A 16043-nucleotide genomic window follows, 5' to 3' on the forward strand; every position below is an offset into this window, starting at 1 on the left:
AGGGGGCTTTGCAAAGCTATCCATACCGCCCTTGTCGTGCGGCAAAGCCCGAAGGGCCGGCCCATAAAGAGCCGGCCCTTGCACCGTCTAGCTATTTTCTTTCGCCATCCGAAGGAGGCATCGGGGGTCTCTGGGGCTCAGGCTTAGCCGGCGCCGCCGAAGCTCCCGGGGCTTCCGGAGCCTCCGAAGCCGCAGGCGCGGCAGGCTCCCCCGAAGCTGCGGAATCCGAAGGCGCGCCAGATGCGCTTTCCTCGGTTGCGCCATGCGCTTGATCGGCGCTGACCTCCACCGTAATGCCGGAGGCGTCTTTGCCAATAAGACCGGCCTTCTCCTTGGCCAGATACTCATCCCACGTATTGTCGAGCAGCGCGTCGCATGCGGCGCCGTCCACCGTCTCACGCTCGAGCAGCACTTCGGCCATCAGGTGCATTTGGTCGGCGTGCTCAGACAGGATCTTATACGCCGTATCGTGCGCCTCCTTCATCAGGCGAGCCACTTCCTCGTCGATGCGCTGCGCCGTCTCGGGCGAGTAGTCCTGCGTGTTGCCGTAATCGCGGCCCAGGAACACCTCGTGGTTGGGCTGGCCGAACGTCTGCTGGCCCAATGCGTCGGACATTCCGTAGCTCGTCACCATCTTGCGCGCCTGTTTGGTGGCACGCTCGAGGTCGTTGCTCGCGCCGGTGGTGATGTCGCCGCAGAAGATTTCCTCGGCGACGCGGCCGCCCATGAACACGGCCAAATCGTCCACCATCTCGTTGCGGCTGACCAAGAACTTGTCCTCGTCGGGGATGGACATGGTGTAGCCCAGCGCCATGCCGCGCGGCACGATGGTGATCTTGTGCACCGGGTCGGCATTGGGAAGCAGATGCCCCACCAAGGCATGGCCGCTCTCGTGGTACGCGATGATCTTGCGAGTCTTCTCGTTCATCACGCGGTTCTTGCGCTCGGGGCCTGCCATCAGGCGCTCCATGGATTCGTTGACTTCGGCCATGCCGATGATCTTCTTGTTGCGGCGCGCGGTGAGCAGAGCCGCCTCGTTCATGAGGTTCATGAGGTCGGCGCCGGTCATGCCGCTCGTGAGCTTGGCGATGCGCTGCAGATCCACATCGGGGCCCAGGGGCTTGTTCTTAGCGTGCACCTCAAGGATCTTCTCGCGGCCGCGCACATCGGGTGCGTCCACCACAATCTGGCGATCGAAACGGCCGGGACGCAGCAGGGCCGGGTCAAGCACATCCACGCGGTTGGTGGCGGCAATCAGCACCACGGCATCGTTTTTCTCGAAGCCGTCCATCTCAACCAGCAGCTGATTGAGGGTCTGCTCGCGCTCGTCGTGGCCGCCGCCCAGGCCTGCGCCGCGCTGGCGGCCCACTGCGTCGATCTCGTCGATGAAGATGATGGCGGGAGCAGCCTCTTTGGCCTGCTTGAACAGGCTGCGCACGCGGCTTGCACCCACGCCCACGAACATTTCCACGAACTCAGAGCCGGAGATGCTGAAGAACGGCACCTGCGCCTCGCCCGCCACGGCGCGCGCGAGCAGCGTCTTGCCGGTGCCCGGAGGACCCACCAAAAGGCAGCCGCGCGGAATCTTGGCGCCTAATGCCTGATACTTCTGAGGATCGGTGAGGAAGTCCTTGATCTCCTGGAGCTCCTCAACCGCCTCGTCCTCACCGGCCACATCGGAGAATTTCACATCCGGATGGTCAACGGTGTACTCCTTGGCCTTCGCCTTGCCAAACGACATCTGCGAATTGTTCGCCTTGTTCATCTGCACGAAGAAGAAGATCATCACGCCGATGAGCAGCAGCATGGGCAAGAAGCTCAGCAGCGTGTCGAGCAGGCCGTTGGGCAGCTGCACCGTATACTGGATGTCAGGATACTGCGAAAGCAGCTGCATGAGCGAGTCCTGGCCCACATAGGTGGAGGTATAGTTGCGCAGCTCGCCCAAGGATTGGGTCTCAAGCGTCTGGGTTTCCACGCCCGCATCGGCGCCAAGAGCCGACTCCATCTGAGCATTCAGCGATTCAAATGCCTTGTTGTAGGCATCCGCCGCCGTAGAGCCCGCCGTGGCAGCGGGATAGTACTGGCCGGACACGGTATAGCTTCCGGCGTCGTAAACCACGTTTTCAACGCGGCCCTGCTCCACCGCCTGCACGAACTCAGACGTAACCAGCGTATCGGTCTGCTGGGTGCCCCCCATCAGATTCATCATCTGGCTGCCGATGAAGAACGCGATGAGGAAGAACAGCACGGCGGACACGATGCTCATGCGCTGCGGAGGGCGAGGGCTCAATTGTTTGGAATCCTTGGAACCATCCGCATCGCCGCCCATGGTAAACAGCGAGCCGAAGCCCTCGGGCTCATTGCCCTTGCCGTCAGGGCGCTGCCGCCCACGGGCAGGCTGGTTCGGAGCTTGCCCGTCATTTCCAGGCTGCTGCGGTTGGGGCGTTTGCGGCGCAGGCGGCTGCGGAGGCTGGGGCCTGCGGTCGCGGTCGTTGGGATTGGTAGGGGTATCGCTCATTATCTTCCTTGGTACACTTCGGGCTTCAGTACTCCGATATAGGGCAGGTTGCGGTAGCGCTCCGCAAAATCGAGCCCGTAGCCGACGATGAACTCATCGGGGCATTCGAAGCCGATATACTTGCATTCGATTTCCGCCTGCTGCGGGTTGCGCTTGCGCAGCAGCGTGGCCACCTGGATGGAGGCCGGATTGCGCGATTCGAGCACGCGCAGCAGGTACTTCAGCGTCAGGCCGGAATCGAGGATGTCCTCGGCGATCAGCACGTGGCGGCCTTCCACGTTGGACGTAAGGTCCTTGATGATGCGAACCACACCGGAGCTTTTCGAGCCGGTGCCGTACGACGAGACCGCCATGTAATCCATCTCCAGCGGAAGATCGATCGCGCGCACCAGATCGGACATGTAGATGGCGGCGCCTCGAAGAACGCTCACCACCAGCAGCGCCGGATCGCCATGAGGCGTAGGCTCATAGGCGGCGTCGCGATAGTCCTCGGTAATCTGCTCGCCGAGCTCGCGCACGCGCTGAACGATGGCGTCCTCGGTGAACAGAACTTCGCGAACGTCTGCGTCGCCGTGATACTGCGAATCATGTGCCTGGGTCGTGGACATGGCACCCTTTCTCATCGAATGGACAACTGATGGTGCAGTGTATCACCGAAGGTAAGGACGCGCCTCAACGATACGGCAACGACGTACCGAAAAACACGATTTCGCAACGTCGGCGTGGACAAATGCGGCGCACGCGGGGCATCAATCCCCATGCCGTACCTCGTTCGCAACGCTCCTCCCCGCCGCCTTCATCACGGGCAGCGGCTTGGCGGGTGCCCGCGTTTCACGCCCGATGTTGATTCGCGCCCGACACGCAAGCGCCCAACCGCATCTCGGCTCGCACTATGCCGATTCCTCTCCGAATAAGGAGGAAGGCGCGTTACCGTAACGCGCCTTCGCATTGTTTTGGCTTGCACGGATTGCTCGCACGCGATGCGCGCAATCCCACTCGGAGCATCGAGCGCATGCGGCTGATCCGCTAGGACGAGGAGGGCCTAGAAATAGTACACAGCCGAGCTCGCCCCCGTTGCAGCGGCACCGATGGCCGCGCAGGCAGTGAATCCGAACAGCATCAGCAGCAAGATCCAGCCTACGATGGACACCAAAAAGCCAATGAGGGAAAACTTGACCGCCTCGCTTTTGGCCTGCGGAAAGTTATGCGCATTCGTGAGCCACGCCACGAGTATGGCGAGAGGGCCCAGGAAGAATCCCAGCGCAGCCCAGCCGAATTTCATGCCGCCCGTCAGATAAAGCAGGGGCATGCCCGGCATGTTCTGCGGCATCGGCTGAGGAGGCACGGCGGGCGCCGGGCCGAACGGCTGCTGGGGCGGAACTTGACCGGCGGGCGGCACCTGCCCGGTCGGAGGCACGTTGCCGGCGGGCGGAACCTGCCCCGCTGCGGGCGCGAACCCCGCTAGTGGCACCGGGTTCGTTGTCACGGGCTGCTGTTGAACCGACGCGGCGGCGGGCTGGGCCTGTGCAGCGGCGGGCTGTTCTTGAACGGGAGCCGACGCCGTTTGAGGCGTGGGTTGCTCGGGATTGGTGTTAGTGGTGGCGTCAGCCATGATTCCTCGATTCCTCGGAATGGTCGAATATTGCCCGATTATACCCAGCGCGCACCGTAAATTGCACTACGCCACAAAGCGCAATTGTTTCGTCGCAAAGCCGTAATGCTTCTGTAAGAAACCATGCACGTTTTCTTAACCGCCCGCCACAACAAAGCGGGGCAACCGGACGCTATCCGATTGCCCCGCTTATTCAGCTCCATGCATCGCCCGCCAAAAGAGCAGAGCGCCTTTCGCGTTAGCCACGATCGAAAGGCAGGGCGAAGCATTTGGCAGTTTCGCAACGACGATTACGCCGCGTTGGCACGAGCGGCGCAATCGCCTGCTTAGCCCGTATAGTCGGCACCAAGAATGACCAGGAAATTCCCGTCAAACGTGTAGCTGCCGTCGTTGAGCATGGTGGTGCCCACGCCCAGAGCCTCGCCGATGGAACGCGCCTCCGACTCCATGCTGCTATCGTTGTACACAATGAGCGTGCTTGCGTAATCGTAGTTATCGGCGTCGCCCGTCTCGGTCACATCGTACCCGCTGTTGGTGAGCACGCTCGAAGCAGTTGCCGCCACGCCGCTCACGCCGTTTCCGTTGCGCACCGCTACGGCGTTCTCCGACGCCAGGCTGCCGGTATTGCCCGAATCAGCCAGCGCGCTCTGCGCGATGTACTCCTTGTCCAGCGTTCCATCGGTCACGCCGCCGCGGTTGGCAGAATCCTCCTCATTTACCGTGGGAGACAGGCCCTGATCGACGCGCGTCATCATGGCCTTCCACGCCTCTACGTTGGTGTACTCGATCCACACCCCGTTCTCATACGCCGACACAGTGGGATTCATGCACGAGTAGATGCCCGAATCGGTATCCATGCCCTGCATTTGGAGCGCGATGCTCACAATCTCGTCCACGCTCATATCGGTGGTGATGTAATCGGCCATAGAGTTGACCACGCTCGCCATAGTGGCCGGATCGCTGGCGAGCAGTTTCTTGGCGATGGCACCGATCACCAGACGCTGGTTGGCGGCGCGATAGGTGTCGCCGTCGCCCTGGTCGTCGTAGGAATGGCGGCTGCGGCACAGAATGAGAGCCTGGTCGCCGTTGAGCGTCTGCTCGCCCGCCTCGAGGCTGCCGCCGGCCTGCGGGTCGTCTATGTCGCGCGGCACGTTCACTTCGATGCCGCCCAGCGAGTCCACCGCCTCCTTGAAGCCGTCGAAATTGATCTCGGCATAGTGAGAGATGGGCACGCCCGCGTACTCCGACACCACCTCGACCGCATAGGCGGGACCGCCGATGGCGTGAGCCGCGTTGATCTTCTGATAGCCGTTTTCGCCCATATCCACATACGTGTCGCGCATGATGGAAACGAGCGTGACCTGCTTTTGTTGGGGGTCGATGCGCGCAAGGATGATGGAGTCGCTGCGGAAGGTGTCGCCGGCGTATTGCTCGCTGTTCTCGCGCTCCGATGAACCATCCACGCCCATGAGCAGCACGTAGAAGGGCTCGCTCGATTCGGTGACGGTGAGCTGGTTGAGCAGATTGTCGTCCACGCCCTGTTGCAGCTTGCTGTTGATGCCGCCCAAAAACACCGCCGCAGCGGCGCCCGCGCCCACTACGAGCGCAAGAATGACAGCCACTACGCCCACGACCACCTTTTTGCGGCGCGACTTCTTGGCGCGCTGCTGAGTGTAGGCGTCCTGCGTCGCGCGGCGCGAATACTGCTGGGCAGCGGTCTGGCGACCGGCACCCCTATCAAGGCCGCTCGCATCATCGCCACGACGGGGAGTCGTCGAATGGCGGCGCGGCTCGGCAGTGGGAAAGTTGTCGAATTTCGAAGATCTACGTGCCACGGGATCTCCAATCTCAGGTCGTTGAATCGAAATCGGCCTTTTATCCTACGCGTGCGAGTGAAAATTCGGGAGTTCATCCGAACACATTTCATCCGCTCTCCGGCGAATCACCATATCCTTAACCGGCTTTTAAACCGAAAAACGGGGCCGAAAGCCTTGCGCTCTCGACCCCGCGTCCGCCATAAAGGCCTAGTAATAGCCCTCTTCGTAATACGAAGCGTCATCGTAATAGGCGTCGTCGTAATACGTCTCGTCGGTGGCGCCCGATGATTCGCCGCTTGATTCGGTGGCGTCGGCGGATTCCGAAAGCGAATCCTCCAGCGCCGCTGCGGCCGAATCCGAAAGATCCGCGTTCTCGGCGCCATATTCTTGAACGCCCGTCACCGTGCCGTCCAGGCCGCCGCCGTCGTTCTTGTTACGGTCCTCGTCTTTGTAGGGAGGAAGGCCCTGGTCGACACGCGACATCATATCCTGCCATTCCTCGGTGTTGCAGATTTCGTAATAAATGCCGTCAATCAGCTGCGACACGGTGGGGTTCATCGCGGAATAGATGTCGTTTTCGGTGTCCATCCCCTGCATCTGCGTGGCAATGGACACGATTTCCTCCACGTTGAAATCGGTGGTGATGTAATCGGCCATGGAACTGATGGTGTTTGCCATGGTCACCGGATCGCTGGCGAGAAGCTTCTTGGCGATGGCGCCCATGACCATGCGCTGGTTTGCCATGCGGTAGTAGTCGCCGCTGCCGTAATCGTCGTAAGCGTGACGGCTGCGGCACAGAATGAGGGCCTGGTCGCCGTTGAGCGTCTGCTCGCCCGCCTCCACACGGCCGCCGGCCTGCGGGTCGTCGATGGTCATGGGCACGTCCACCTCGATGCCGCCCAGCGCGTCCACCGCCTCCTTGAAGCCGTCGAAGTCGATGGCGACATAGTGCGAAATATCGACGCCCGCGAATTTCTCGATGGTCTTCACGGTGAGCGCCGCCCCGCCGTATGCCGCGGCGGCGTTGATCTTGTTGGGACCGTAGCCTTCGATATCGACATAGGTGTCGCGCTCGATGGACACGAGCGTCACGGTTTTCTGCTGAGGATCGACGCGCGTAAGGATCATGGAGTCGCTGCGGAAGGTGTCGCCAGCAAACTCCGCGCGGTTGGCGCGCTCCTCGGACTTGTCGATGCCCATAACAAGCATGTAGAACGGCTCGTCGGGCTGCACCTCTTCTTCGGGGGTCAGCACCGCCTCCAGCTCTTCGTCCACGCCTTCGTGCATCTGGTTGGAGATGCTGTTCAGATAGAGGTAGCCGCCAAACGCCACGCCGCCAAAGAGCAGAGCCACGATCATAACTACGAGCAGAGCAATAAGCCCCTTGCTGCGCTTTTTCTTTGACGTGTAGTTGGCGCGCGAATACGCCGCCGCGCCGGTAGCGCCGGTGGCGGGAGGAAGCGCATTGGTTTTCGGAGTGCGGCCCGATGCGTGACGCGACCCGCCGTAGGACACGGGGCGCACGGTAGAGGGCATCTGGCCGTAGTGTTTGTTGTCTCGTTTATTCATGGCGCATATTATCGCGCGTTTGCCCTGCGTTCATAAAGAAACCGTAGGAAATCCTACCGCCCCAGCGCGCGGCTTTGTGCATCCGTGAACGGGTTGAGTTTCCGGTGACAGTATTGGAGAAACGATGCGTTCGTAAACGATTGGATGAACGACTTGCAAAAAGGGGAGAAACGTGGTTAAGGTTGTCTCCGCGCTTAAAAAAGAACGCACGCGCGATATGATGTCGCGTAAAGACACACTCCGCCTTCCTCGAACCACAATCGCACCACGAAGGGTTTTCAGATATGAGCACTTCCAGATCAGGCAATCATCCCTCAGGCCGCCCCTCCGTTGCGGGCAAGCGCACCGTTCACGGCAGCGGATCCGCATCGAAATATTCGCGTGATTCCTACGTCGGACGCAGGTCATCCTCTCCGAGCGCACGCCGCACCATCGGCGGCTCTTCCGTTGCGCACGACGCCGATGACGCTGCGCGCATGGCAGGCGGCACCGGACGCCAGGGGGCAATCGCAGACGCTTCCGACACCGGGCGTTACAGCGTGGCGCCCGATCCCTCTAGCACCGGGCGCTACGCCGCAGACCGCTATGCGGGACGCAGCTCCTCGGGCAGACCGTCGGTGCGTTCGGGAAGAACGAACACGCGCCGATCGGGCACCTCATACGAACCGCTTTTCGACGAGTCCGCCGACGGCATCGGCCGCTCCATCCGCCGCCGCCGCGCGCTGACGCGCGGCGTTATCGCCCTGGCCGCCATCGCCGTCGCAATAGGAGGCGTGGTGTTTTTCATGTCGAATGCGCCCATCACGGTGAGCGTGAACGGCAACTCCATAGATCTGTCGGGCGCCAAAACGGTTCAGGCCGCGTTCGAGGCGGCAGGCGAGCCCGCGAAGGCAGGCAACCTGGTGGATGTCGAAGGGGCCACGCTCGAAGAGGGCAAGGGATACCAGTTCTCGTTCGCCGTGAACGGCCAGCCCGGCACCGACCCCACCTCTCCGCTCAAAGAGGGCGACGCGGTGGTGTTTTCCGACGGCGGAGATATCGAGGAAGAGTCCGACTCGACAGACGAGCCCATACCCCACGAAACAGTGGACCAGGGATATGGCCCTATCCATATGGTTGACAACCCCGGAGCCGATGGCGTGAAGACCACGAAGACCGGGAAGATTTCGGGCAAAACTGTCACGCAAACCACTGCCGAGCCGCAAGATCGCGTCTATCGCCGCTACTATCCCGACACGGGCGAGGACAAAGTGGTGGCGCTCACCTTCGACGACGGCCCCTGGGACACTTCCACCGCCGAGATCTTGGACATCCTCAAGGCGAACGACGCTAAAGCCACATTTTTCACCGTGGGCAACCGCATCGATGACAGCACGGCCGACCTGATAAAGCGCGAGGTAGCAGAAGGTCATCAAGTCTGCACGCACACGTGGGATCATGCCGCGGGCAGCGGGCAGGGGGTCAACCTATCGTTCATGTCCAAAGACGAACAGCGCGAGGAAATAACCAAGGGCATGAAGGCCATCTCCGACGTAACGGGCCAAGAGGCGAGCAAGGTGATTCGCTCCCCCGGCGGCAACTTCCCCACCGAGGTGTGGATGAACGTCGAAGACCTGATTACCGCCGAAATCGGATGGGATATCGACACCGAAGACTGGCGCAAGCCCGGATCCGATGCGATAGCCCAGGCCATCAAATGCGCCACGCCCGGCGATGTGATTTTGATGCATGACGGAGGCGGCGATCGCTCAGAAACGGTCGAAGCGCTGAAAGAAGCGCTGCCCTACCTAAAGAAGCAGGGGTTTCGCTTCATCACCATCGACGAGCTGATGCAGTACCCCAAGAAAGACATTTAAGCGCGAGATCCGCAAAGGAGCCTACGCGGGAAGCGAACGGGGGGTTATGGCGGGAGCGATGTCGCAAAAGCGTGTCCAATTAACCCTATGAGGGACCATGTGCGATGCATATCATTACGGAACCATGCGGTCTCATATAGAACCACCATATAGAAGAGAAAGGCGCCCGCTTGAGGCGCCTTTTTTATTGCCGCCCGCTCGAAGGGGGATGGAGCAAGCAGCCTTTGAGACAGCGAGGATTCGAGCGAAGGGGGTAGTGTTTCGACTCGTTATTTATCCTTGCACGAGAATAATAACACCTCTCATGCGGCTGCACAACATCTATATCCTAAATTGAGGATAATTATTGTGACGCCCGCAAAGCCCGACCGCTCGGCGGCGGCTGCGGAAGAGTCCGACCTCGACAGCAGCCGCGAAAAGCTGACCGCCCGGCAGCAGTCGCGAAAAACCCACCGCTCGATGGCGGTCGAGGAAAGCCGATTGCTGGGCAGTAGCCGCGGAAGAAACCCACCACTCGATGGCGGCTATAGGAAACGCCCTTCAAGCCCATTGACAAAACTACAGCCCCATCCCAACGAGGGAAATATTTCGCACGCGTTAAATCTGGGCACTTTCGCAGAATAAAGTGCGATAGCGTCTTGAAGCGGCGCCCCACGGTCCTATAATCAGTTCACTTGAGCAAATGCGACGACAGGGCGAGTAGGGACGAATCCATCCCACAGCAAGCAGGCGGTCTTGAGAACCTGCGATGGACGGCCCCGAAAACTCCCTCGAGCAGCCAGGCAGAACGCACGCCGCGCATGCGGGGCACCACGCCACAGCATGCCGCGCCGCACGGGCAACCCTCGTGCGGCGCTCGCGTCAGTACGCCTCGGCCGGCGCCACCGTTACCGGCATCGAGCGAAGCCCTCGCCTCGCCGCCCGCATCCTCGAGCGCCCCGCAGCCGCGGGCGTCAGAACCGCACACATTCGAGGAAAGCGAGTTGAACCGATGCAGCTTCGAAGCGATGCCATCAAAAAGGGGCTTGCACGCGCCCCGCACCGCAGCCTTCTGAAGGCCGACGGCCTGACCGACGAAGAGCTTGAGCGCCCCCTGGTCGCAGTCATCTCTGCGCAGAACGAGGTCATTCCCGGGCACATGCACCTGCAGACCATCGCCGACGCCGTAAAGGCAGGCGTGCGCATGGCCGGCGGCACCCCGCTTCAAATCAACACCATCGGCGTATGCGACGGCATTGCCATGAACCACGAAGGCATGCACTACTCCCTGACCAGCCGCGAGGTCATCGCCGATAGCGTCGAATGCGCCGTACAGGGTCACCAGTTCGATGCCATGGTGCTCATCCCCAGCTGCGACAAAATCGTGCCCGGCATGCTCATCGCCGCGTGTCGCCTGAATATCCCCACCATGCTTGTGAGCGGCGGCCCCATGCTTGCCGGCCGCGACAAGCAGGGCAACGAGACCGACCTGAACACCCTCTTCGATGCCGTGGGCCAGGTGACCGCCGGCACCATGACCGAGGAGGAGTGCGCCTGGTTCGAAAACACCGCCTGCCCCACCTGCGGCAGCTGCTCGGGCATGTTCACCGCCAACTCTATTTGCTGCCTGTCCGAGGCGCTTGGCCTGGCCCTGCCCGGCAACGGCACCATCCCCGCCGTGTACTCCGAGCGCATTCGCCTGGCGAAGCACACCGGCATGAAGGTGATGGAGCTTTTGGAGAAGGGCACCTGCGCGCTCGACATCATCAATGAGAAGTCCATCCACAACGGCATGGCGCTCGACATGGCATTCGGCGGCTCCACCAACACGATGCTGCACCTGACCGCCATCGCGCATGCGGCCGGCTGCCCCGTGACCATGGACGACTGGGATCGCATCTCGGCCGAAACCCCCAACCTCACGCGCATCGCGCCCGCCGGCCCGCTCCACATCGAAGACCTCAACGCCGTGGGGGGCATCTCCGCCATCATGGGCGAGCTCGGCCGCTGCGGCCTGCTGAACACCGACGCGCTCACCTGCCACGGCACCGTGGAGGAGTGGCTTGCCGAATGCCCGCCGGTGGACGGCGAGGTTGTGCGCTCCAAAGAAAACGCTTTCAGCCAGACCGGCGGCCTCAAGGTGGTGCGCGGCAACCTGGCGCCCGACTGCGGCGTGGTCAAGAAGAGCGCCGTTGACCCCGATATGTGGCAGCACTCCGGCCCCGCCCGCGTGTTCGAGAGCGAAGAGGAAGCCTGCAAGGCCATCTTCGGCGGCAAGATTAACCCCGGCGACGTGGTGGTCATCCGCTACGAAGGCCCGGCTGGCGGCCCCGGCATGCGCGAGATGCTCACGCCCACCAGCGCCATCTGCGGCATGGGCCTGGCGAGCTCCGTGGCGCTCATCACCGACGGGCGCTTCTCCGGCGCCTCCAAGGGCCCGTGCATCGGCCACGTGTCCCCCGAAGCCGCAGCCGGCGGCCCCATCGCACTCGTGCATGAGGGCGATATTATCGACATCGACATCGAGGCCGGCCGCCTCGAGCTGAAGGTATCCGACGAAGAGCTTGCAGCGCGCCGCGCGGCATGGCAGCCGCCCGCGCCCAAGTACACCACGGGCGTGCTCTCGCGCTATGCCAAGCTCGTGACCAGCGCAGACAAGGGGGCGTATTTGTCATGACAGCCGTCGACCCCATTGCCGAGTACAAGGCGCGCGCCATTTCCGGTGCGCCCTTCGGGCCCGGCAGCCACACCGAAAAAGAAGGGCAGACCATGACCGGCGCCCAGGCCGTCATCGCAAGCCTCGAAGCCGAGGGCGTTGATGTGATGTTCGGCTATCCGGGCGGTCAGGCCATCAAGATCTACGACGCCCTGTACGACTCCAAGAAAATCCGCCATGTGCTGGCGCGCCACGAACAGGGCGCCACGCACATGGCCGACGGCTACGCCCGCGCCACCGGCAAATGCGGCGTGGTGTTGGTGACAAGCGGCCCGGGCGCCACCAACACCGTCACGGGTATCGCCACTGCCTATATGGATTCCATCCCCATGGTGATCATCACCGGCCAAGTCACGCGCGGCGTCATCGGCACCGACGCGTTCCAGGAGTCCGATATCGTGGGCATCACCATGCCGGTGGTCAAGCACAGCTTCCTTTTGCAGAGCACCGACGACTTGACCAAGACGTTCCGCGAAGCGTTCTACATCGCCACCACCGGACGCCCCGGCCCCGTGCTCATCGACATCCCCAGCGACCTTGCCAGCACGCAGATGGTGTTCCACTACCCCGATAGCGTGAACCTGCCCAGCTACCGCCCCACCTACAAGGGCAACGCAAAGCAGATCAAACAGGCCATCAACCTGCTTGCCCAGTCCAAGCGCCCGCTGCTCTACGTGGGCGGCGGTGTGGTCGCGAGCCACGCATGCGCCGAACTTTCGCGTTTCGCCGAAATGACGCAGATCCCCGTGGTCACCACGCTCATGGCGAAGGGCGCCTTCCCCACCTCCAACCCGCTTGACTTAGGTCCCGTTGGCATGCACGGCTCCAAATACGCCAACATGGCCATGACCGAATGCGACCTGCTCATCGCCGTGGGCGCACGGTTCTCCGACCGCGTAACGGGCAAGCTTTCCGAGTTCGCGCCGCACGCCAAGGTCATCCACATCGACATCGACCCTGCCGAGATCGGCAAGATTCGCGATCCGCAGGTGCCCATCGTGGGCGACGCGCAGGGCATTCTCGCCGGCATGATCGAGCAGGCCGAAAAGGCGGGCATCGGCTCCGTAGGCGCGGAATGGTTCGCTCAGTGCTGCGAATGGCGCAAGCGCTGGCCGTTCTACCATGACGAGTTCATCGATTACCCCAGCCAAATCGTGCCTGAGGTGGCGCTTGACGCGCTGTCCTCCAAGCTTGATTCCGCCACATCCATCGTCACCACCGAGGTGGGCCAGCATCAGATGTGGGCGCATCAGCACATCGCCCGCGACACGACGCGATCCTTCCTTTCGAGCGGCGGCCTGGGCACCATGGGATTCGGCTTCCCCGCCGCCGTAGGCGCCAAGATCGGCTGCCCCGACAAGCAGGTGGTATGCGTTGCCGGCGACGGCAGTTTCCAAATGAACGAGCAGGAAATGGCCACCGCCATCATCAACAACGCCGCCGTGAAGGTGATGATCCTCGACAATCGCGCCTTAGGCATGGTTCATCAGTGGCAGAAGCTCTTCTATAACGAGCGCTACTCCTCCACCATCCTCGATCCTGTACCCGACTTCGTGAAGCTGGCCGATGCATACGGATGGCAGGGCGAGCGCATAGAGGACCCCGACCAGGTTGAGGATGCCATTCAGCGCATGCTCGATGCGGAGGGGCCGTACCTTCTGGACGTAGCCATTTCGGCCGACCAGAACGTTTACCCCATGGTGGCGCCGGGCGCCGCGCTTGATGACATCATCGGCGCCATCGACCTTACGGTGGGCGGCGTGCGCGTGTCCGAGAAGGGCGCCGGAAATGCAGCGGCAAAGGAGGGCGAATAATCATGAAGCATATTCTCTCCGTGCTGGTTGAAAACAAGCCCGGCGTGCTCTCGCGCGTGACCGGCTTGATTTCGCGCCGTGGCTTCAATATCGAGTCGCTCACGGTGGCCCCCACCGAAGACGAAACCATGTCACGCATGACCATCGTTATGGATGCCGACGACCTGGGCTACGAGCAAATCACCAAGCAGCTCCACAAGCTGGTAAGCACCTACAAAATCAGCGACATGACCGGCGAAGACACCATTGAGCGCGAACTGGCGCTATTCAAGGTGGCCGCCGGCCCGGAGCGCCGTCACGAGGTAATCGAGATCGCCAACGTGTTTCGCGCCAAAGTGGTGGACGTGGGCAAAAACTCGCTCACCATCGAGGCCACGGGTGACGCCGATAAGCTGGGCGCCATGGAGGACCTCTTCCGCGCCTACGGCATCAAGCAGCTCACCCGCACGGGCAAGGTGGCGATGTCACGCGGGGCGCGGGATTAGGAGAGTTCCGCCGTTCTTCCGAACGGCGGACAACTCGACGCTGCGGTGCGGTGCGGCGAGCCGCCTTGCCGCTCCAAGCCTTCCTCACGTAGCGCTGCTACGCTTCGTCAGGCTTTCACGGCAATTCGCCCCACCGCACCGCCCCTCGCTGACTTTTTTGGCGACCTGCAGGACTGCGTATCGGATGCCCGGCATGGGTGTGCCACGCGCAGTTCCGCACGAGCCGGACGTGCCGTTCCCGGCACGTCCGTGCGAGCAGGACTGTTTGAGCATGGCGCACCCATGCCGGGCATCTGGGCTCGCAATATGTTCATCCAGTAATCAGCAGTCAAAGGAAAGGAAGATTGAGAATGGCTGTTACTATTTACTATGAGAACGACGTCGATCCCAAGGTTATTCAGGGCAAAAAGATCGCCGTCATCGGCTACGGCTCGCAGGGCCATGCGCATGCGCTGAACCTGATGGATTCCGGCTGTGACGTGCGCGTCGGCCTGCGTGAGGGCTCTTCCAGCTGGGCCAAGGCAGAGGAGGCAGGCCTGAAGGTCACCGACATGGACACCGCCGCCGAAGAGGCCGATCTCATCATGATTCTCGTTCCCGACGAGACCCAGCCCAAGGTGTATGAGGAGCACATCGCTCCGCACCTCAAGGCCGGCGATACCCTGGCATTCGCCCATGGCTTCAACATCCACTACGGCTACATCAAGGCGCCCGAGGATGTGAACGTTATCATGTGCGCCCCTAAGGGCCCCGGCCACATCGTGCGTCGCCAGTTTGTCGAGGGCTCCGGCGTGCCTGACCTGGCTTGCGTGCAGCAGGACGCTACCGGCAACGCATGGGATATCGCGCTTTCCTACTGCTGGGGCGTGGGCGGTGCCCGCTCCGGCATCATCAAGGCCACTTTCAAAGAGGAGACCGAGGAAGACCTGTTCGGCGAGCAGGCAGTGCTCTGCGGCGGCCTCGTCGAGCTGGTCAAGGCCGGTTTTGAGACCCTGGTTGACGCCGGTTATCCGCCCGAGCTGGCCTATTTCGAGTGCTACCATGAAATGAAGATGATCGTTGACCTCATGTACGAGAGCGGCATCCACTTCATGAACTACTCCATCTCCAACACTGCCGAGTATGGCGAGTATTACGCCGGCCCCAAGGTTATCAACGAGCAGAGCCGCGAGGCCATGAAGCTCATCCTGGAGCGTATCCAGAACGGCGAGTTCGCCAAGGAGTTCGTCGAGGATTGCAACAACGGCCATAAGTGGCTGCTCGAGCAGCGCGAGGCCATCAACGAGCACGAGATCGAGAAGACGGGCGAAAAGATTCGCTCCATGTTCACCTGGATCAAGAAGTAGTTCGCCGCGCCGCTCTTCCGAACGTCGCACTTCTCAAAGAAGCGCCGCGGCACTGCCCCGAGGACGTTAGCCGCATACGCATGAGATGAGTACAGGGCCCCGAGCAGCTGCTCGGGGCCCAGGAGTATGCAGGAGCTCTCTGGTATTGCTCAACCACCCAAATCTGGCAGAAAAATCGAGTATGTAATCCGAATAGCCGTCGCTTGGGACCGCGGACGTTTTCTTGTACATCCTACAGCACCGGATAGCCCAGCGCCGCGCGGCGCTCGTCCGGGGTGAGCCACCCGAGCTTCTGGGATATGCGCCCCTCGCGGAACCAGCGCATCCACTC

General features: G+C 61.9%; 11 protein-coding genes. 6 read left to right on the forward strand and 5 right to left on the reverse strand.

Going from position 1 to position 16043, the window contains the following annotated elements; translation table 11 throughout:
- Nucleotides 1-91 precede the first annotated feature (91 nt).
- From ftsH to DMP06_RS05990, 5 genes are all read right to left on the reverse strand, one after another.
- On the reverse strand, nucleotides 92-2518 hold the full coding sequence (gene ftsH / locus DMP06_RS05970; RefSeq protein WP_380783632.1) for an ATP-dependent zinc metalloprotease FtsH: 2427 nt from the start codon (nucleotides 2516-2518) through the stop codon (nucleotides 92-94).
- The gene (hpt, locus tag DMP06_RS05975; RefSeq protein WP_245962403.1) at nucleotides 2518-3126 is read right to left on the reverse strand and encodes a hypoxanthine phosphoribosyltransferase; all 609 of its coding nucleotides are present in this window, start codon (nucleotides 3124-3126) and stop codon (nucleotides 2518-2520) included. Before hpt ends, ftsH begins: the two co-directional genes overlap by 1 nt.
- 434 nt (nucleotides 3127-3560) lie before the next feature.
- Nucleotides 3561-4130 carry a hypothetical protein gene (locus DMP06_RS05980; protein WP_123208836.1) on the reverse strand — a complete coding sequence of 190 codons (570 nt, stop codon included), beginning with the start codon at nucleotides 4128-4130 and terminating at the stop codon, nucleotides 3561-3563.
- Nucleotides 4131-4456: 326 nt separating this feature from the next.
- Complete coding sequence (locus DMP06_RS05985) at nucleotides 4457-5965, reverse strand: LCP family protein (protein WP_123208837.1); 1509 nt, start codon at nucleotides 5963-5965, stop codon at nucleotides 4457-4459.
- 189 nt (nucleotides 5966-6154) lie between these two features.
- Complete coding sequence (locus DMP06_RS05990; RefSeq protein WP_123208838.1) at nucleotides 6155-7516, reverse strand: LCP family protein; 1362 nt, start codon at nucleotides 7514-7516, stop codon at nucleotides 6155-6157.
- Between the two features lie 284 nt (nucleotides 7517-7800).
- Here DMP06_RS05990 and DMP06_RS05995 point away from each other — a divergent pair, with 284 nt between their 5' ends.
- The 6 genes from DMP06_RS05995 to ilvC all read left to right on the forward strand — a co-directional run bounded on the left by DMP06_RS05995 (nucleotide 7801) and on the right by ilvC (nucleotide 15712).
- Nucleotides 7801-9372, forward strand: coding sequence for a polysaccharide deacetylase family protein (locus DMP06_RS05995; RefSeq protein WP_245962404.1), 1572 nt, complete (start codon nucleotides 7801-7803; stop codon nucleotides 9370-9372).
- Between the two features lie 348 nt (nucleotides 9373-9720).
- Nucleotides 9721-9996 carry a hypothetical protein gene (locus tag DMP06_RS11325; RefSeq protein WP_148042498.1) on the forward strand — a complete coding sequence of 92 codons (276 nt, stop codon included), beginning with the start codon at nucleotides 9721-9723 and terminating at the stop codon, nucleotides 9994-9996.
- Between the two features lie 367 nt (nucleotides 9997-10363).
- Nucleotides 10364-12028 carry a dihydroxy-acid dehydratase gene (gene ilvD / locus DMP06_RS06000; RefSeq protein ID WP_123208839.1) on the forward strand — a complete coding sequence of 555 codons (1665 nt, stop codon included), beginning with the start codon at nucleotides 10364-10366 and terminating at the stop codon, nucleotides 12026-12028.
- The gene (gene ilvB / locus DMP06_RS06005; RefSeq protein ID WP_123208840.1) at nucleotides 12025-13881 is read left to right on the forward strand and encodes a biosynthetic-type acetolactate synthase large subunit; all 1857 of its coding nucleotides are present in this window, start codon (nucleotides 12025-12027) and stop codon (nucleotides 13879-13881) included. Before ilvD ends, ilvB begins: the two co-directional genes overlap by 4 nt.
- Before the next feature lie 2 nt (nucleotides 13882-13883).
- Nucleotides 13884-14366 carry an acetolactate synthase small subunit gene (ilvN, locus tag DMP06_RS06010; protein WP_123208841.1) on the forward strand — a complete coding sequence of 161 codons (483 nt, stop codon included), beginning with the start codon at nucleotides 13884-13886 and terminating at the stop codon, nucleotides 14364-14366.
- A 350-nt stretch (nucleotides 14367-14716) separates the two neighbouring features.
- A complete protein-coding gene (gene ilvC / locus DMP06_RS06015) occupies nucleotides 14717-15712 on the forward strand; it encodes a ketol-acid reductoisomerase (RefSeq protein ID WP_123208842.1) in 996 nt (331 codons plus the stop codon).
- The last annotated feature ends 331 nt before the right edge of the window (nucleotides 15713-16043 follow it).

This window comes from Slackia equolifaciens (assembly GCF_003725995.1).
Lineage (GTDB): Bacteria > Actinomycetota > Coriobacteriia > Coriobacteriales > Eggerthellaceae > Slackia > Slackia equolifaciens.

Coding starts and splice junctions, on each gene's coding strand:
- ftsH (WP_380783632.1), bottom strand. CDS start 2,518: ATGAGCGATACCCCTACCAATCCCAACGACCGCGACCGCAGGCCCCAG.
- hpt (WP_245962403.1), bottom strand. CDS start 3,126: ATGTCCACGACCCAGGCACATGATTCGCAGTATCACGGCGACGCAGAC.
- DMP06_RS05980 (WP_123208836.1), bottom strand. CDS start 4,130: ATGGCTGACGCCACCACTAACACCAATCCCGAGCAACCCACGCCTCAA.
- DMP06_RS05990 (WP_123208838.1), bottom strand. CDS start 7,516: ATGAATAAACGAGACAACAAACACTACGGCCAGATGCCCTCTACCGTG.
- DMP06_RS05995 (WP_245962404.1), top strand. CDS start 7,801: ATGAGCACTTCCAGATCAGGCAATCATCCCTCAGGCCGCCCCTCCGTT.
- ilvD (WP_123208839.1), top strand. CDS start 10,364: ATGCAGCTTCGAAGCGATGCCATCAAAAAGGGGCTTGCACGCGCCCCG.
- ilvB (WP_123208840.1), top strand. CDS start 12,025: ATGACAGCCGTCGACCCCATTGCCGAGTACAAGGCGCGCGCCATTTCC.
- ilvN (WP_123208841.1), top strand. CDS start 13,884: ATGAAGCATATTCTCTCCGTGCTGGTTGAAAACAAGCCCGGCGTGCTC.
- ilvC (WP_123208842.1), top strand. CDS start 14,717: ATGGCTGTTACTATTTACTATGAGAACGACGTCGATCCCAAGGTTATT.